At 64.4% G+C, this 16518-nt stretch carries 16 protein-coding genes; 9 read left to right on the top strand and 7 right to left on the bottom strand.

The window, feature by feature from the left end:
- Window positions 1-3 precede the first annotated feature (3 nt).
- A complete protein-coding gene (locus AAFG16_RS32115) occupies window positions 4-1350 on the bottom strand; it encodes a polysaccharide biosynthesis C-terminal domain-containing protein (protein ID WP_342731722.1) in 1347 nt (448 codons plus the stop codon).
- An 80-nt stretch (window positions 1351-1430) separates the two neighbouring features.
- Complete coding sequence (locus AAFG16_RS32110) at window positions 1431-1691, bottom strand: hypothetical protein (RefSeq protein WP_342731720.1); 261 nt, start codon at window positions 1689-1691, stop codon at window positions 1431-1433.
- A 138-nt stretch (window positions 1692-1829) separates the two neighbouring features.
- On the opposite strand from AAFG16_RS32110, the gene AAFG16_RS32105 reads away from it, so the two are divergent.
- On the top strand, window positions 1830-3050 hold the full coding sequence (locus tag AAFG16_RS32105) for an NAD(P)/FAD-dependent oxidoreductase (RefSeq protein WP_342731718.1): 1221 nt from the start codon (window positions 1830-1832) through the stop codon (window positions 3048-3050).
- 29 nt (window positions 3051-3079) lie between these two features.
- On the opposite strand, the gene AAFG16_RS32100 is transcribed toward AAFG16_RS32105, so the two are convergent.
- Entirely contained in the window at window positions 3080-4216 is a 1137-nt protein-coding gene (locus AAFG16_RS32100) for a GNAT family N-acetyltransferase (RefSeq protein WP_342731716.1), read from the bottom strand.
- A 219-nt stretch (window positions 4217-4435) separates the two neighbouring features.
- On the opposite strand from AAFG16_RS32100, the gene AAFG16_RS32095 reads away from it, so the two are divergent.
- The 4 genes from AAFG16_RS32095 (at window position 4436) to AAFG16_RS32080 (ending at window position 8485) form a co-directional block, all read left to right on the top strand.
- Window positions 4436-5722, top strand: a complete 1287-nt coding sequence (locus tag AAFG16_RS32095; protein WP_283080474.1) for an O-antigen ligase family protein — start codon at window positions 4436-4438, stop codon at window positions 5720-5722.
- 20 nt (window positions 5723-5742) lie between these two features.
- The gene (locus AAFG16_RS32090; protein WP_342741005.1) at window positions 5743-6753 is read left to right on the top strand and encodes a glycoside hydrolase family 5 protein; all 1011 of its coding nucleotides are present in this window, start codon (window positions 5743-5745) and stop codon (window positions 6751-6753) included.
- Between the two features lie 134 nt (window positions 6754-6887).
- Complete coding sequence (locus tag AAFG16_RS32085; protein ID WP_283080473.1) at window positions 6888-8033, top strand: AI-2E family transporter; 1146 nt, start codon at window positions 6888-6890, stop codon at window positions 8031-8033.
- Window positions 8030-8485 carry a potassium channel family protein gene (locus AAFG16_RS32080; protein ID WP_342731713.1) on the top strand — a complete coding sequence of 152 codons (456 nt, stop codon included), beginning with the start codon at window positions 8030-8032 and terminating at the stop codon, window positions 8483-8485. The genes AAFG16_RS32085 and AAFG16_RS32080 overlap by 4 nt, the downstream gene beginning before the upstream one ends.
- 22 nt (window positions 8486-8507) lie before the next feature.
- Here the strand turns inward: AAFG16_RS32080 and AAFG16_RS32075 are convergent, their stop codons facing one another.
- The gene (locus tag AAFG16_RS32075; RefSeq protein WP_283080471.1) at window positions 8508-9191 is read right to left on the bottom strand and encodes a helix-turn-helix domain-containing protein; all 684 of its coding nucleotides are present in this window, start codon (window positions 9189-9191) and stop codon (window positions 8508-8510) included.
- A 293-nt stretch (window positions 9192-9484) separates the two neighbouring features.
- Here AAFG16_RS32075 and AAFG16_RS32070 point away from each other — a divergent pair, with 293 nt between their 5' ends.
- Window positions 9485-10108 carry a response regulator gene (locus AAFG16_RS32070; protein ID WP_283080470.1) on the top strand — a complete coding sequence of 208 codons (624 nt, stop codon included), beginning with the start codon at window positions 9485-9487 and terminating at the stop codon, window positions 10106-10108.
- A gap of 246 nt (window positions 10109-10354) precedes the next feature.
- Window positions 10355-10666 (top strand): response regulator, encoded by a 312-nt coding sequence (locus tag AAFG16_RS32065; RefSeq protein ID WP_342731710.1) that lies wholly within the window; start codon window positions 10355-10357, stop codon window positions 10664-10666.
- A 12-nt stretch (window positions 10667-10678) separates the two neighbouring features.
- Here the strand turns inward: AAFG16_RS32065 and AAFG16_RS32060 are convergent, their stop codons facing one another.
- The 3 genes from AAFG16_RS32060 to AAFG16_RS32050 are packed head-to-tail and all read right to left on the bottom strand — an operon-like array spanning window position 10679 to window position 13872.
- Window positions 10679-11263, bottom strand: coding sequence for an invasion associated locus B family protein (locus AAFG16_RS32060; protein ID WP_283080468.1), 585 nt, complete (start codon window positions 11261-11263; stop codon window positions 10679-10681).
- Between the two features lie 24 nt (window positions 11264-11287).
- Window positions 11288-12172, bottom strand: a complete 885-nt coding sequence (locus AAFG16_RS32055; RefSeq protein ID WP_342731707.1) for a dienelactone hydrolase family protein — start codon at window positions 12170-12172, stop codon at window positions 11288-11290.
- 11 nt (window positions 12173-12183) lie between these two features.
- A complete protein-coding gene (locus AAFG16_RS32050; RefSeq protein ID WP_342731705.1) occupies window positions 12184-13872 on the bottom strand; it encodes a transporter in 1689 nt (562 codons plus the stop codon).
- A gap of 136 nt (window positions 13873-14008) precedes the next feature.
- Here AAFG16_RS32050 and AAFG16_RS32045 point away from each other — a divergent pair, with 136 nt between their 5' ends.
- Together AAFG16_RS32045 and AAFG16_RS32040 are read left to right on the top strand one after the other, a co-directional pair.
- Window positions 14009-14692: a YoaK family protein gene (locus AAFG16_RS32045; RefSeq protein WP_342741004.1), complete on the top strand. Its 684-nt coding sequence runs from the start codon at window positions 14009-14011 to the stop codon at window positions 14690-14692.
- Window positions 14689-16392 carry a SulP family inorganic anion transporter gene (locus AAFG16_RS32040; protein ID WP_342731703.1) on the top strand — a complete coding sequence of 568 codons (1704 nt, stop codon included), beginning with the start codon at window positions 14689-14691 and terminating at the stop codon, window positions 16390-16392. The genes AAFG16_RS32045 and AAFG16_RS32040 overlap by 4 nt, the downstream gene beginning before the upstream one ends.
- Window positions 16393-16518: the final 126 nt, after the last annotated feature.

The following is a 16518-nucleotide window of genomic DNA, read 5'->3' as shown; positions in this document are numbered from 1 at the left end:
TGCCTACTCGGCGGAGTCTATACCGCGGACGGCGTAAGTGCCGCGCTTCGATGCAGAGAAGCGCAGCAATCCGAGAATCGAAGGATCGACCCCGGTCCGCCGGCGGCAGAGGATGTTGAGGGCGATGGTCGCGAGCGCCAGCGACACGGTCGCCGAGATCGCAGCGCCGAGCACGCCGAACCAGGGAATGAGAACGAGAAATCCCACGAGCCGCAGCGCCACGTTCGCGGCGACGACGGGGACATATTCGCGCTCATAGCCGGTCAGCTGCAAGATCGCCGCCGATGGACCGCCCGCTGCCTGGAACGCCGTTCCGATCGCAAGCACGATCAGGACCCAGTGCTGTGCGGCGAAATGAGGCCCGAACAGGTTGAGGAGATAGGGGCCGCCAACCCAGATCAGCAGAAGTCCGCTGATCACGCAGAGCGCGGTCACTTCCGCCATCAGCCGCAAGGTCCGCTCGAACTCCTGATGGTTCTTGCTGAAGTACAGCGAGGGCAGCCGGCGCGCGCCGAAGCTGTACAGCGCGGCCGAGAGCATGGCGAAGATGTTGGCGAGGCGCGATGCGGCGAAATAGATGCCGGCGGTCGCCGGATCCAGCATCCAGTAGACCAGGATGACGTCGAAATACTGGTTGGCGGCTTCGAGGATGGACGCGATCCAGAAATGAAGCGCGCTCGACCTCCAGCGCGATGTCTCGGAACGCGCCGCCGTGCCGCGGAAATCCGGCAGCGCGCGCCTGATCGCGATGATCTGCGCGCCGAGGCCGATCGACATCGCGATCGTCATCACGACGATCAGTTCGGCGGGATCGAGCTGGCGATGACCGGTCAGGACGGCGATCAGAAACAGCACGACGCTGACCCGCCAGAAGAACTCCCTGTTTCCTTCGCCCATGAGGATGCTGACCAGCGAGCGTGCGATCTGGCTGCCGAGCATCAGCCCCGCATTCACGGCGGTGTAGGCCGCCACCGCGAGGATCAGCAGCCACCCGTCGCCGCGCAGGCTCGCGACGATTGCGATTGCGCCGATCGCGATCAGCATCGCCGCGGAGGAGATCTTCAGGCTCGATAGCAGCACGCCCTTGGTGAGGCCGGGCCGATCTGCCACCCGGTACTCGTTGAGGAATCGCACCAGCAGCGATTCCTGGCCGACCAGTCCCACCACCGATGCCATCTGCGCCACCGAAAGCCAGGTCGCGAAGATGCCGAACCCGTCGGGCGACATCGTCCGCGCCGCCAGCGAGAACAACGCAAACGCCAGCGCGCCGCTACCAACCTTGAGCAGGATGGTCCCGGCAACACCGCGCGTCACGTCGCGCCGCATGAACTGGACGATGGATTCGATCATGGAAGCTGAGGGGCAACTCTCCCCTGAAGAGACGTGGTCCGATAGCGGAGATAGCCTAGCATGCCGAAAAACCGCGAGTGTTAATGAGAGACCTCCAGGATATTGCTGCCCGTGACGATGTCGCGACGACGCCGGCTGCGCCACCGTGAAACACAGCCGTCCCGATTGTCCCGTTCGCGCAAAGCCCTGACCCGACCGAAATGGCGCCACAGCGCCGCATCGACGGCCTTGACGACGAGATCAGCCGTTTGGATGCGGAAATGGTTGCCGGAAAGAGCGCCGTTCAGGCCGAGTCCGAGCTTTGCCTGATATCCCGAGCAAAGCGCGTGCCGCGACATCATGGAGCTGGATCAGTGCGCCAGTTCATTAACCTCGATCGGCAGAAATGATCGCGTTTGATCCCGCGATGCGACATCAGGCGAGAGAATTGCACGAGAGAATTACAAATGGGACCACCGTTAACCGTGGGAGCCTGAACCATGACGGCGGATCAAAGCGTGACCGAGCCGGCCGCAGCAACCGGGGCTGCGACGATGCTCGACGTTGCGATCGTCGGCGGCGGCCTTGCGGGATCGCTCGCCGCGGCGGTGCTCGCGCGGGCAGGGCATCGCGTCGCCCTCATCGACAAGCGCGCGGTCTATCCGGACGAATTCCGCGTCGAGAAGATCGGCGGCCACCAGCTCGAGATGTTCCGGAAGCTGGGCTTCATCGGTGGCCTCGAGAGTGTCGCGTGTCCATACGATCGCGTGCTCAATATCAGGGAGGGCAAGCTGGTCGACGTCAGCGTCGGGCAAGCCTACGGGCTTCCTTATGCCGATCTCGTCGCGATGGCGCGCGGCCAGATCCCCCAGCCGTCCAGCCTGATCGTCGACGAGGTCGCGGCAATCAGCTGCAGCGATGACGTGCAGCAGCTCGAGCTCGCCTCCGGACGGCGCTTGAAGGCGCGCCTCGTCGTTTTGGCGACGGGGATGGCGGGAGCTCTCGGCTACAAGCTCGGCATCAAGCGGCGCGTGCTGGCGGCGGGCCACTCGGTCTCGTTCGGCTTCACGATTGCCCGGCGTGACGGCACGCCGTTCGATTTCAACGCGCTGACCTGCTACGGCGAGCGCACCGCCGACGGCGTCGATTATCTCAGCCTGTTTCCGGTGCGGGCCGGCATGCGGGCCAATCTCTTCATGTTCCGCGACCCGGCCGATCCGGTCATGCGCGATCTGCGTCGCGATACCGAAGCGACGCTTCTGCGCTTGCTGCCGGGACTGCGGCCCTATCTCGGCGATTTCCACGTGACGGACCGGGTCCGGAATTGGGTGATGGATCTGTCCGTCGTCGAGGGACACCTCCAGGATGGCGTCGTGCTGATCGGCGATGCGTTCCAGACCAACTGTCCTGCGGCCGGCACCGGCGTTGCCCGCCTGCTGGTCGACGTCGAGCGCCTTTGCACCGAATATGCGCCGCGGTGGCTCATGACCGCAGGCATGAGCAAGGAGAATATATCGGAGTTCTATTCCGATCGCGACAAGGTCGCGGCGGACCAGCAATCGCTGAAGATGGCGCGCTTCCGCCAGGCGCTGACGTCCCGCGACGATATCGGCTGGGATGTGCGGCGGCGGCTGCACTTCCTGCGGCGCAATTTCACCCATCGCGTCGATCAAATGCGGCCGGGCTGGCTCGCGCAGGTCCGAAGCGCGCTGCGCGCCTGAGCTCTGCGTCGTTCGACGTCCCGCCTCGTTCAGCGCGTGGGCGTCGAGGTGCGAGTCGGCAAGAGCCTGAACTCCGACATTCGCTTGGCGGCCAGCTTGAGCCAGGGGGCCTGCTTCAGCGCGAACAGGGATAGGGCGCCCGCGGTGCTGCCGGCCTGCGTGACCGCCCACATCGGCGAAGGCTGCCCGCCAAACAGTTTCTTGTACGGCTCGTCACCGATGGTGAAGTCGAGCATCTGATCGCCGCGCTCGATGCAATCCCGCGCCACCTGCTCGAACATGAGCGCGCCCAGCGACTGGCTCTTGTATCCGTCGATGTCGAAGGCGCTCATGATGACGAGGAAGCTGCCCTGATGGTGCAGTCCGAGCACGGCGGCGATCACCTCGCCGTCCATCTTCATGGCATAGAGCCGCACAAAAGAGCCGAGACCGCGAAGCGCCACGCCGGAATAGAAGGCGTAATATTCGGGGCGCTGGAGCAGGTCTCCGTCGCCCTGCGACTGAAACCGCGGGCCGCGAAACTTCCGCATCACGTCAAGCGCTTCGAGGACGGAGGCGCTGTCGTTGCAGCATGAAAAGCTCAGCGTGCCCTTCTTTTGGAGCTGGCGATATTTCTTTGCGAGCTCCTTCTGATAGGAGCGATCGAGCGCGCTGGCCCGCCATTGTTCGAACGGCGCGACGAGAACGGTCGCGTAGGCGTTGGTCTCCATCGACACGCGGCGCGGCGTAGCCAGAAGCGTTTCGATCGGAAGCCGTCCGTCCGGAAGCTTGGTCATCCGGAGCAGATCGAACGGACGGACGAGATACCTGATCTCCGCGCATGCACTCTCGTCCGCGAGCAGCTGCGAAAATACCTCGGGGCTGCAAACCGGCGCCAGATAGTCGGAGACGCGCAGGTCGGCGAATTCGACGGTCCGGATCGGTCCACGCCGGACCCGCAGCATCGGCAGCACCATCGCAAGCGCGCCCGTTGCGCGATGGCGCGCCACGACGATCAGAGGAGTTGCCCCCGCATGGGCGGCGAGCCCGGTGTAGAGGCTATGCAGCCAGACCGGATGCTGGAACGCGGTGGCGGCGGAGCTGTCGAACAGCTCTGCGTAGTCCGGCGACAGGAAGTCGAACGCCTGCTCGATGGCGATATTGAAATTGGTGCTGGGCCTGTTCATACGCAACCGGAAAACCAGGTAAATCGGGACGGTCGATCGAGCCGGACCCGCGCTTTATAGCAAGGTCGTTACGGGCGAGACACTGGAGGCGTGTAATTTGCATTAATGCGCCGGGCGGGATTCATATCGTTACCAAACTCTTAAGTCGCCGGGCCGCGCGGGCGCGGGGAATCGCGACGCGCTAGCGGATTGTTAACCGCGCTTTAGGAAAGTCGTCTCATGGCCAGCCTGCAGACCGAGGTGGATTCCGAGGCACTCGAGAGCGCGTTCTGGAAGACGCGCAGCGCCAGCGTCGAGAAGCTTGCCAGGACCGCCATCCTCGGTTCGATCACCGTCAACGTGGTCGCGTCGATGGGCAATTTCAACACCGCGCTGCTGCCGGAGCAGCTGGGCAATCTGCAACAGGCCATTGCGATCCTGATGTGGGCCGTCCTCATCTACGCAAGTGCATTCGTGCGTCCGCGCCTGCGGCTGCAGCTCAATCCCGATCTGATCGTTCTGGTCGCATTCTATGGCCTCGCCGTCGTCTCCGTGTCGTGGTCCAGCCTGAACGCCGCGGCATTCATGAAGAGTGCGGCGCTGGCGATGACGACATTCGGCGCGTTCTGTCTGATCACGCGTATCGAAATCGACGAGATTGTGGGGGCCACGGTCCTCGGGCTCTTCATATCGGTCGCCGCATCGGCCTTCTTCGCGATCGCGGTGCCCGATATCGGGATCGATCACACCTGGATGCACGAGGGGCAGTGGCAGGGCATCTATGAATCCAAGCAGACGCTCGGCTTCGTCGGCGCCTACCTGATGTTCTTTTCCTGCTATCGCAAGATGACGGGGCAGGGCTGGATCTCCTTCCTCGTCGTGTTCCTGCTGGCGTCAATTTGCGTCCTCGCGTCGGAATCGCGAGGCGCTGGTGCGGTTGCGCTCGCCGCCTGCGCGCTGCTCCTGACCTCGATGTGGTCGGTCCGCTGCATGAAGATCTATGCGGTGCTGCCGTTCGTCATGTGCGTCCTGGCCGGCTTCCTGATCCTCTATTTCTATGTGACCGGCTATGACGCCATCCATATCGGCGATGCGAACATCGATTTTACCGAGCGAACCTTCATCTGGCAGTATGCCATCAGCCATCTCGACAACGCACCGCTGCTTGGATTCGGCATCAACGGGTTCTGGACGGTCCCGTCGCTCTACGATTATTTCGAGCAGAACCACGGCTGGGTCCTGGACAATTACCACAGCGGCTACATCGCGATCCTGATCGAAACGGGATTTCTGGGATATGCGCTCTTTGCCACGAGCGTCTTCCTGTTCTCGACCAAGATTCTCCATCTGATCTCCACGCGATCGATCGACCGGTCTCACTGCGCCCTGATCATCGGATTTGTCGTCCTCAGCTTTCAGTCCAATTTCACCGAGACGATGTTCCTTCGTTCGACGATGTTCACGTCGGTGCTCCTCCTGGCGCTCTTCTTCGCAACGTGCAGACCGGTGCCGCAGACCGACTTTTAGCCCTCACCAAGGCAAGCATGATGATCGCCATCCGGGCCCATTGGCCGAGAATTTCGTCTGTTGCAGCAACCGCGTTTTGCCTTGCCTCGCTGCTGGTCGGGCCTGCCGCTGCCGGTGAGATGCCGCGATTGGGCCGTGGCATCAACATTCTCGGCTACGATGGAATCTGGGAAGGCGGTCAGAACGCGCCGTTCCGCCTGGAGAATCTGACGGCGATCAAGAAGGCGGGCTTCTCGCACGTCAGGATCAATTTCTTCGGTTTCAAGTTCATGGGACCCGGGAACGTGCTGGACGAGATCGTCCTGCGGCGGCTCGATGCCGTGATCGAGGAGGTTTTCGCAAGGGGCCTCATCCCCGTCCTCGACGAGCACGATACTCACGTCTGCCAGAGCGACGTTTCCGGATGCGCCGAGAAGCTCAGGGCGTTCTGGCGGCAGCTCGCCGAGCGCTATGCCGGAAAATATCCAGGACTCGTGTTCGAGGTCTTGAACGAGCCCGGTGGGCAGATGACGTCGGCGAGCTGGAACACGCTCCTCAATGAGTGTCTCGCCATCATCCGCCGCACCAATCCCGAGCGGCAGGTGGTTGCCGCCATTCTCAACACCGAGGACATCCGCGTCGACGAGCTGGCGCTGCCGACCGACGACAGGAACCTCATCGTCACGTTTCACTACTACGCGCCGATACGATTCACCCATCAGGGCGCGCCGTGGTCCCAGACGTTTTCGCGGATCGGGCCGCTCGATTGGGGCAGCCCGGACGACGAAGCCAAGGCTGCTGCCGATTTCGACAAGATGAAGCTCTGGGCGGAGAAGGAGAAGCGCCCGGTCTATCTCGGCGAGTTCGGCGTGTACGAGCGGGCGCCATCCGACAGCCGCGTGAGATACCTGTCGTTCATGGCGAGGAGTGCCGAGAAGCTCGGCTGGGCCTGGGCCTATTGGCAATTCGACCACGACTTCGCGGCCTTCGACAGCGTTCGTCAGGCCTGGAAGCCGGACATCCTGCGCGCCTTATCTCCGCCGCCGCGTTGACGGGAGCAGGGCCGCCGCGGGCGGCGCCTGGACAAGCGGCGCAACATTCACCTTGATCTGGATCAAGCTTGCCGCGGCGGGCAGGGCACTACTCTTCGCATGGGTGTGCCCGCCCCGAGAGACAGGCTTCGACCTTGAAGAAACCGCGCCAGCTTGTATTTCCGGACGTGATCCAGCTTGTGATCCGGCTCGGATTGCTCGCCTTGCTGGTTCTGTGGACCTTCATCATCATCAAGCCGTTCGTGCCGATCCTGACCTGGAGCGCGGTGCTCGCGGCGGCGTTCTATCCGGCGTTCAGCTGGCTCGCCAGATGCCTCGGCGGCCGGCCCCGCACGGCTGCCGCCTTGCTGACGTTTGTGGCGCTCGGCATCGTCATCGGTCCGGCGGCTTGGCTCGGCCTCGGTGCCGTCGAAGCGATCAAGGACATCGCGGGGCAGATCGGCAGCGGTGAGCTCAGGCTTCACGCCGCGCCCGAGCAGATCAAAGGCTGGCCGCTGGTCGGTCCGCAGCTCTATGAGTTCTGGAATCTGGCCTATACCAATATCCGCGCGGTGCTGCGTGAGGTGGCGCCCTATCTGAAGCCGATTGCGGGAATGATGCTGTCCTTTGCCGGCGATACCGGCATTGGCATGCTCCAGTTCCTGCTCTCGGTCTTCGTCGCCGGGCTGCTGCTTCCGTTCGGGCCGCAGCTCGTCGCGGCCATCAGGGGCTTCCTGGTCCGCGTCGTGCCGGAGCAGAGCGAGCATTTTCTGGAGCTCGCAGGCGCGACCATTCGCGCGGTAGCGCAGGGCGTGATCGGCGTGGCGATCGTGCAGGCGTTCTTCGCCGGGATCGGCTTCAAGCTCGCAGGGCTCTCGATCGCAGGCCTGCTCGCGGTGATCGTGCTCCTGCTGTCGATCGTGCAGATCGGCCCCTTCCTCGTGCTCCTCCCCGTCGTCATCTGGATCTGGACGGATAAGGACGTGACCACGGCCTTGCTTCTGACGCTCTATCTCGCCGTCGTCGGTCTGCTCGACAATATCCTGAAACCGCTGGTGATGGGGCGGGGGCTGACCACGCCGACGCTCGTCATCCTGATCGGCGTGATCGGGGGAACGCTGAGCCACGGGATCCTCGGCCTCTTCATCGGCCCGATCATCCTGTCGGTCGCCTGGGAACTCGCGGCGGCCTGGATCCGCGTCGAGCGCACCGCGCCGGTTGAGATCGACAGGGCTACGGGCGACGCGGCGGAGATGGCTTCGCAGTCGGGCCGCGAGTTGAGGGCTGGTCGCCCGCGATGATGCTGCAGATCCTCGTCGGCACCCTGGTGAGCGTAATCAATATCGGACTTCATGCGCTGGTCACGGTCGCCGCCGTCGCGATCGCCCGCAGCGCGGGTCGGCGGCATACTGAACGGCCGAGATTGCACCTGATGGGCGTGATGATCGCGACCGCCGTGGTGCTGAAGATCGCGCACACGCTGGAGATCCTGGTGTGGGCCGCGACCTACGGCATCGTCCAGGCCGCCGCGGCCGGTAGCGATCTGCTCTATTTTGCTTTCGTCAACTACACCACGCTCGGCTATGGCGACATCACGCCGGTGCAGCAATGGCGGCTCATCGGGCCGTTGACGGCCATGAATGGCGTGCTGCTGTTCGGCTGGTCGGCCGCCATCCTGTTCGAGGTCTTGCTCAAGACGCTGGAGCAGCTCGGCCTGACCGAAGCGTCCGGCGCAGGTTCACCGCGGAACTGATGCGCCGGCGCTGCGGACCCGTTCAGGACTGCAGGTCGAGGCGCGCGAGCAGGTGCCGGTCCAGCAGCACGATCTGGCGCTGCGTGTTGCCGATAAAGCCGAGAACGCCGATCTCGTGCAGCCGCGACAAGGCGCGGGACACGGTTTCCAGCGTCAGGCCCAGATAATCGGCGATATCGCGCCGCGACATCGGCAGCGCCATGACGTCGCATGCGGAGAGGCGCTTGTCCATCTCAAGCAGGAACGCGGCCACCCGCTCCAGCGACGTCTTGCGGCCGAGCAACAGCATGTGATCCTCGGCGTGCTGGAGGTTGGTCGTCGTCATGCTGAGCAGGTTCCTGGCGACCATGGCGTCGCTCTCGGCCACCATTTCGAGGCTTTGGCGCCGGACCAGGCGGACCGTGGTGTCGACGATCGCTTCGGTGGTGAAGCGGTGCTCACGGCCGTTCTCCAGCCCGAAGATGTCGCCGACGAGGTGGAACGCGCCGATCTGCCTGCGGCCGTCCGACAACAGCTTGTAACTTCGCACCGCACCGGACTTGACCTGGTAGACGTATTCGGCCGGTTCCTTCTCGCCGTAGATTTCGGTGCCTTTTCGGTACGAAAATTCGCTTAAATTGACCAGCGCATTTGAATCGCTGGTCATGCCGAGGTCGCGGAGGGAGTTGGGGCGCGGTACGGAATCCGTGGTGATGCGAACAAGCATGGCCAACTCCTCATCGCCGAATTGGTCTGTGAGGCTAACTATTTTTGTAGCTGGAATGCGCCGCGCTATCCCACTCCCGCTGAAGTTGATTTTCGACCAAGGCGGTATTTCAATCCATTGTCCCTAGGTCCATTGTACCAAGGGACAACATGATTGCCCGGTGCACAGGATGAGAAGCATTGCGTCCTTCGAATTTGACTCATTGCGAAGCAGACATTTCAATCCTCAAACGGATGAAGACGGCTTTGTAGAGTGAGAAGACCATCAGCGGTCCTCAATGCAAGAGGTGGTAGGTGCCAGGCCTCGTTCACGTGGTCGACGACGATGAATCCTTTCGGACGGCGATCGAGCGTCGGCTGAAGCTGGCGGGCTATGAGGTCGCGACCTATGCGTCGGCGAAGGAGCTGCTGGATGCCGGGCCGGACGACGAGCAGGCGAGCTGCATCCTGCTCGACGTGCGGATACCGGGATTGAGCGGCCCCGACTTGCAGACTCAATTGGTCGCATCGGGCTCGACCCTGCCGATCATCTTCCTGACCGGATTCGCCGACACGCCGACCACCGTGCGGGCGATCAAGGCGGGCGCGGAAGACTTCCTGACCAAGCCGATCTCCTCGGAGCAGTTGATCGACGCGATCGAGCGCGCGCTGGCGCGCCAGAGCGTCGCGCGCGCGCATCGCGGCCGACTGGAGACATTCCGTATGCACCTCGCAACGCTGACGCAGCGCGAGCGGCAGGTGTTCGATCTCATCGTGCGCGGCCGGATCAACAAGCAGATCGCGTACGAGCTCGGGACCACCGAACGCACCGTGAAGGCGCACCGCCACCAGGTGATGGAGAAGATGCAGGTTCATTCGCTTGCGGAGCTCGTTTCGATCGCTGAACGGCTCGGAATGCTCGATGCGAACGACGATTAACGGAGTTGTCGCCGCGCCCTGCACAGTTCTCCCGGTGTGACTTCCCGAAGGGACAATTGAAAAGGCGTTGGCGCGGTGCTGCGATGCAGGCGCGGTAGTTGCAGCTTGTTGCCCGATGCGCGGGGGAACGCCCGGTCGTATCGCCTTCCCCGCAGGGCCATCACCGTTGATGCCGCCTGAGAGGTCGCCGTGCCGACGCGCCAGTCCGTCTTCATTGTCGATGACGATCCGTCCGTCCGGACGAGCATGTCCAGGCTGCTCCGCGCTCACGGTTTCGTCGCCACCCTGTTCGAGTCGGCGGGCGCCTTGCTCGATTACGGCGGATTCGAAAGGGCGATGTGCATCGTGCTCGACATCAATCTCGACGGAAAATCCGGCATCGAACTTCGCCTGCGTTTGACGGAGAAGGGTGTGACCGCGCCGGTCATCTACATCACCGGGAACGACAGTCCGGCGAACCGCACCGCGGCGATCGCATCGGGCTGCGTCGCCTACCTGACCAAGCCGTTTTCCGCCGAGTCCCTGATCGAGTCGGTGACGCGCGCGGCTGCGGCTTAGGGCCGCGAGCGCTCACTCGTCGACATACTGCTCCAGCGTCTTCGCCGGCGCGCCGCTGCGGGCAGACGCGAACTGTCCCAGAGGCACCGCGGTGGTGAGAGCGAGGAGGTTCGCATCGACGAGCTCGAGCGTCAGCGCCTTGCCTGATGCCATCTCCTTGACCGTGTTCGGCGCCGCCACGTCGGCCGCGATGCAGAGATTGGTGGCGCACCAGGTATAGGGCACGCGGAACGGCGTGCCCTGGTCGATGGTCAATTTGGGCGCCTGTTGCAGGTACATGCCGACAGGCACGAACAATTGCAGCCGGGCGGCGGGAGCGTCCTCGCGCTCGATCAGGTCGACGCGCACCGCGATCTGACCGGTCGGGAATTTGCCCGTGATCGAGGTCCGGCACAGCGTCGGCGCGCCGCCGGCCTTGAAGCAGAGTTTTTGCCAGTCGCCATAGGTGATGTCCTTCGCTTCGCGCTGACCACGCGTTGCAAACTCGGCGGGCTTTTCGGCTTGCGCCGTCTTCGGTGCGGCGCTGCCTGAGCTTGTCGCGGTGCAGATGAGCGCAATCGCCAACAGGCCGGAAAGACAATCAAGAGGGCGAGGCATGGTCGCGTCTCCGAAGTTCAGGGTTCACTTTTGCGCATCGAGGAATTTTGTCACAAGCGGCGACCAGAGCGGGATCGCATCCGGCGAGCCGATGAAGAAATGCCCCTCATGGCCGAATGGCGGCATCAGGTGATATTCCGCGCGCCCGCCGGCGGCGGTGAAGGCGGCATGCATGCGCTTGGACAGCTCGGGCCCGAAGAACGTGTCGTTCTCGATGTAGATCCACAGCATCGGCACGCGCGAGGTGCGGCCGAAATCCGCGGTCACGTCGACCAGCTTGTCGGGTGCGCAGTTGTTGTTCGGCTTGCCGCCGACCCGGCCGCCGCGGCCGGCGGCGAAGGTGATGACCGCCTTCACCTGCGGCGGGTTCACGCTCGACAGCGCCATAGCGGCCCAGCCGCCGGCGGACTGGCCGACCACGATCACGTCCTTCGGGATGATCCGCTTCTCGGCCGCCAGGAAGTCGATGATCCAGAGATCGACCTGGGCAACGGCAAGGCCCGCATCATGGAAATTGGGATTGGTGCATTTGCCGACCTTGGAGAAGAACGGGCCGAACAGCGCGCGATCGGGAACGTCGATCGCCTGCGCGCCATAACCGCTGCCGACCGGCGCCACCACGAGATAGCCGCGCTTTGCGAACCATTTGGCGGCATCGCGGAATTCCACCAGCGGAAAGAAGCTGCGATCCCTCGGAACGAGCGACACGCCGTGATTCATGATCACGAGCGGGAACGGGCCGTCGCCGACCGGACGCACCAGGTAGGCGAACATCGGCAGCGGCAGCGGCAGCGCCCAGATCTCCTCCTGGATGCGGATCTCGTCCTCGGCGCGCGCGGGCAATCCGGCGATGAGAAGGACGAGGAGGGCCGTCGCGAACGAGCGCAGAATTGCAGGCAAGCGATGCATCGCGCCCTCCTTCATCTCGAAAACGTAGCGGCCACGACGATCGGGCCGAGCACCGTCAGCACGACATTGCCGATCGCATAGGGCACGGCAACGCCGAGCACCGGCGTCTGGCTCTCGGCGACATCGCAGGCGCCGGTGACGGCGGCATCGACCGTCATGGCCCCGGCCAGCGCCCCGCAGGTCACGACCGGGTTCATGCGCAGCAGGTAATAGGCGACCAGCGTTCCGACCGTCATCGGGATCAGCGTGACGACGATGCCCATGCCCACCAGCAGCATGCCATGGGCCTGGATCGCCGACCAGGCGGCAAGGCCGTTGCCAAGCCCGATCGCCGCGATGAAGCCGCCAAGGCCGATGTCGCTCAACGTCTGCTGCGCCGCCGGCGGCATCGCGCCCATGGTCGGCTTGCGCGAGCGCAGCCAGCCGCAGACGAGGCCCGCGATCAGCGCGCCGCCGCCACCACCGAGCGTCAAGGCGACCCCGCCGACCTTGACGCTGGAAAGGCCGGCCAGAAGGCCGACGGCGATGCCGGTGGCAAGGAAGGCGATGTCGGTGCGATCGCTTGCGTTCAATGCGTGGCCGACCTGCACTGTTGCCCGCGCGATGTTGTTGGTGCTGCCGACCAGCGTCATGACATCGCCGATATAGACACGCGTGTCGGGCCCGAGCGGCACCTCGCGGCCCATCCGCGTGAGAGCACGCAGGAACACGCCGCGCGCGCTGTCGCCGACGATCTCGGCGACCTCGCGGATCGAGCGGCCATGCAGCTTGCGGTTCTCCACGAGCACCTCGATCACGTTGCCGGGCAGGCTCTCTAACAGCGCGTCGGCGTCGATCTCCTCGCCGATTGCGGGTTCCGCCGCGACGATGGCCGCAGTCGGGCCGGTCAGGACGATGTCGTCGTTCGCCTCGAGCAAGGTGTCGCGGTGCGGCGCGATGTCGGCGCCGCGGCGGACGATCCGCTCGACGATGGTACGGCGGCCGATCTCCGTCTCGATGGCCTCGACTGTGCGACCCGCTGCGGCCGAGACGCGATAGGCCCGGGCCTGGAACTTGCGATAGGAGAGGTTGTCCGTTTTCGCCGGCACGCCGCCGGCAAGCTCCGCCTCGAGCTTCTTCGCCTCCGCCTTCAGATCGATCCGCATCAGCCGCGGCGCGACGAACGGAACGAACAGCAGCGTCAGGATGTAGCCGAGCACATAGGTCACGGCATAGCCGGCCGCGATATTGGCTTCCTGCTGCTTGAGCACGTCGGCAGGCAGGCCGAGCTGCGCCAGTGCGCCCGAGGCGGTGCCGATCACCGAGGATTGCGTCAGCGCGCCGGCGGTGAGACCTGCGGCCGTTCCGGTATCGAGCTTGAACGCATGGGCGAAGATCAGCACGAGCACGAGACCCGTCGCGCCGATCACCAGCGCCAGCACGACCTGCGCCAGGGTCCGCACGCTCAGCGAGGCGAAGAATTCCGGTCCTGACCGGTAGCCGATGGTGAAGACGAAGAGGCTGAACAGGATCGCGCGCAGGACCGGCGGGAAGGAGAAGCTGCCGAGCTGTCCGATCAGGACGGCGACGATCAGGACGCAGGCGGTGGTGCCGATCGAGAAGCCGCGAATCCTGATGCGGCCGAGAATGGTGCCGATCGCAATGGCCAGCAGCAGGAAGATCTCCGGTGCGGTGGCGATGATCCACCTGACGGTATCCATGGTCGCATTTCCCCCGGCGCTTTGCCGCGATTTGATTGGCGGCGCGGCGGGATTGCTTGATCCAGATCAAGCCCCGGCTCGGGCGAGGCAAGGCCTATGAGATGATGAAGTGTTTGCGACAGCCCTCATTGCCGACATGAGTACTCTGGACGTCGCTGCCGGCGCAGTGCGCCGCGATGAAACGGTCGAGATCGTCATGCTGCTCGCCTTCACCGGCGGCTATATCGACGCCTATACCTGGATCATCCATGGCGTGATGGCGAATGCGCAGACCGCGAACGTGATCTTCCTCTGGGTCTATGCGATGGCCGGCAATTGGGCGGAGGCCTTGCACTTCGTGCCGCCGATCCTGGCCTTCACCGTCGGTATCGTGGTCGCCGCCTGGCTGCGCCGTGCTGCCGGGAATCGGGCCAGCGCACTCGGCATCCTGGTCGAGATCCTGTTCTTGATCACGATCGGCATCCTGCACAACCGCCTGCCGGACCTCGCCGGAACGCTCGGCATTTCCATGGTCGCCGCGATACAGGCGGCCATGTTCGTCAAGGTCGAGGGAACCGTTTGCAGCACGGTGATGATCACCGGCAACATGCGTCAGTTCGTCGAGAACCTCTTTGCGGTCGTCCATGGCGGAGCGCCGCTCGGGACGCTGCGCAAGTCGGCCATCTTCTTCGCGCTGTGTGCGGTGTTCGGCTGCGGCGCGGCCGCGGGTGCCTTCGCCACCAAGACCCTTCCCAACCTCGCGCTCGGCATTCCCGTGGTCGCGCTGCTGGTTGTCCTCTTGCGCTGCGAAGCGATGCCACGTGCGGAGGAGGGGCGATGAACGCACCGTCCGACCCAGCCTGGACGCGGTTCTTTCCACCGGCCGAATGGCTTGCAGCCTATCGGCGCGAATGGCTGCCGTCCGATGCCATCGCCGGCATCACGCTCGCCGCCTACGCCATTCCGGTCTCGCTCGCTTATGCGGCGCTCGCCGGGCTGCCGCCGCAGGTCGGCGTCTACGGCTACATGCTCGGCGGTATCGGCTATGCCCTGCTCGGGGCCTCGCGCCAGCTCGCGATCGGGCCGACCTCGGCAATCTCGCTGATGATCGCCGCAACCGTCGGCGCGCTCGCCGGAGGCGATGCGGTGCGCTATGCGCAGATCGCAAGCCTTGCGGCCTTTGCCGTGGCGGTGCTGTGCTTCATCGCCTGGCTGTTCAAGCTCAGCGTGCTGGTCCGCCTCGTCAGCGACAGCATCCTGGTCGGCTTCAAGGCCGGAGCCGGGCTCACCATCATCATGAGCCAGCTGCCGAGCCTGCTGGGCGTTCCCGGCGGCGGCCACAATTTCTTCGATCGCGCCATCAAGCTGGCCGGGCAGGTCGGCGCCATCCATCCGCTCGTGCTCGGCATCGGCGCCGTCGCGCTCCTGCTGCTTCTCGTCGGCGAGCGGCGTTTGCCGGGCAAGCCGGTCGGCATCACCATCGTTGCGCTCGCGATCATTGTGGCAACAGTCCTCGGCCTTCCCGCCCTCGGTGTGCCCGTTACTGGGAAGATACCGGAGGGGCTGCCAGCGCTCGGCATCCCGACATTCGGCCTGCTGGAGTTCGACGATCTCTTTCCGCTCGCGGCGGGTTGCGTGCTGCTGGCCTATATCGAAGGCGTGTCGGCGGCCCGCAGCTTCGCCGCCAAGCATGGTTATCCGCTCGACGTTCGCCAGGAGTTTTTGGGATTGGGCGCGGCGAACCTCGCTGCGGCCTTTGGTCACGGCTATCCCGTCGCCGGCGGTTTGTCGCAATCGGCGGTCAACGACAATGCCGGCGCGCGCACGCCGCTGGCGCTGGTGATCTGCTCGGTAGCGCTCGGGCTGTGCCTGCTTTTCTTCACGGGATTGTTGACCAATCTGCCCAAGGCGGTGCTGGCGGCGATCGTCTTCGCTGCCGTCTACAGGCTGGTCGATGTTCGTGCGCTGCTGCGCATGTGGCAGGTCAGCCGGATCGATTTCTACGCGGCGGCGATTGCCCTGGTCTCCGTGCTCCTGCTCGGCATCCTCCAGGGCGTCCTGCTGGCCTCGATCGCCTCGATCTTCCTGCTGCTGGCGCGGGCCTCGCGGCCGAACGTTGCCTTCCTCGGCCGCTTGCCTGGCAGCGGCCGTTATTCGGACAGCGCAAGGCATGAAGACGTCGAGCCGCTGGTCGGCATCATCGCTTTCCGCCCCGAGGCGTCGCTGCTCTACATCAATGCTGAGACGATCCTGGAAACCGTCCGGGTCGCGCTGGAAAAATCGTCTGGCGTCCGGCTGGTGGCCTGCGATCTCTCGGCCTCGCCCTATATCGATCTGGCGGGTGCGCGGATGCTGCACGAGCTGCATGACGAACTTGCGTCGCGCAAAGTGACCCTCTGCATCGTCGGCGCGCATGCGCAGCTCCGCGACCTCCTGCGTTCCGAAGGGCTCGCGGAGAAGACCGATAGCGGCCAATGGCTGCGGTCGCTCGACAGCTTGCTCGGCGACGATCAGGCGGCAACTGCGCAACGCACGGCCTGACGCCGTCCTGTTGCGATGCGAACGGCGTGGCATTGCGCGTCAGAATGCATGCGACCGTTGACTTGGATCAATGGAGCGAGCGGAGCCGCACTCACGATCCCGCATCACCTTTGCCCCAAAGGAAGC

This window comes from Bradyrhizobium sp. B117 (assembly GCF_038969555.1).
GTDB lineage: Bacteria > Pseudomonadota > Alphaproteobacteria > Rhizobiales > Xanthobacteraceae > Bradyrhizobium.
This window is presented reverse-complemented; position numbering and strand designations above follow the sequence as displayed.

Bases quoted from the DNA above. Each gene is read 5' to 3' on its own strand.
- AAFG16_RS32075 (WP_283080471.1), bottom strand. From the start codon at position 9,191: ATGCTTGTTCGCATCACCACGGATTCCGTACCGCGCCCCAACTCCCTC.
- AAFG16_RS32065 (WP_342731710.1), top strand. From the start codon at position 10,355: ATGTCCAGGCTGCTCCGCGCTCACGGTTTCGTCGCCACCCTGTTCGAG.
- AAFG16_RS32045 (WP_342741004.1), top strand. From the start codon at position 14,009: ATGAGTACTCTGGACGTCGCTGCCGGCGCAGTGCGCCGCGATGAAACG.
- AAFG16_RS32055 (WP_342731707.1), bottom strand. From the start codon at position 12,172: ATGCATCGCTTGCCTGCAATTCTGCGCTCGTTCGCGACGGCCCTCCTC.
- AAFG16_RS32115 (WP_342731722.1), bottom strand. From the start codon at position 1,350: ATGATCGAATCCATCGTCCAGTTCATGCGGCGCGACGTGACGCGCGGT.
- AAFG16_RS32110 (WP_342731720.1), bottom strand. From the start codon at position 1,691: ATGATGTCGCGGCACGCGCTTTGCTCGGGATATCAGGCAAAGCTCGGA.
- AAFG16_RS32040 (WP_342731703.1), top strand. From the start codon at position 14,689: ATGAACGCACCGTCCGACCCAGCCTGGACGCGGTTCTTTCCACCGGCC.
- AAFG16_RS32060 (WP_283080468.1), bottom strand. From the start codon at position 11,263: ATGCCTCGCCCTCTTGATTGTCTTTCCGGCCTGTTGGCGATTGCGCTC.
- AAFG16_RS32090 (WP_342741005.1), top strand. From the start codon at position 5,743: ATGATCGCCATCCGGGCCCATTGGCCGAGAATTTCGTCTGTTGCAGCA.
- AAFG16_RS32105 (WP_342731718.1), top strand. From the start codon at position 1,830: ATGACGGCGGATCAAAGCGTGACCGAGCCGGCCGCAGCAACCGGGGCT.
- AAFG16_RS32100 (WP_342731716.1), bottom strand. From the start codon at position 4,216: ATGAACAGGCCCAGCACCAATTTCAATATCGCCATCGAGCAGGCGTTC.
- AAFG16_RS32095 (WP_283080474.1), top strand. From the start codon at position 4,436: ATGGCCAGCCTGCAGACCGAGGTGGATTCCGAGGCACTCGAGAGCGCG.
- AAFG16_RS32080 (WP_342731713.1), top strand. From the start codon at position 8,030: ATGATGCTGCAGATCCTCGTCGGCACCCTGGTGAGCGTAATCAATATC.
- AAFG16_RS32050 (WP_342731705.1), bottom strand. From the start codon at position 13,872: ATGGATACCGTCAGGTGGATCATCGCCACCGCACCGGAGATCTTCCTG.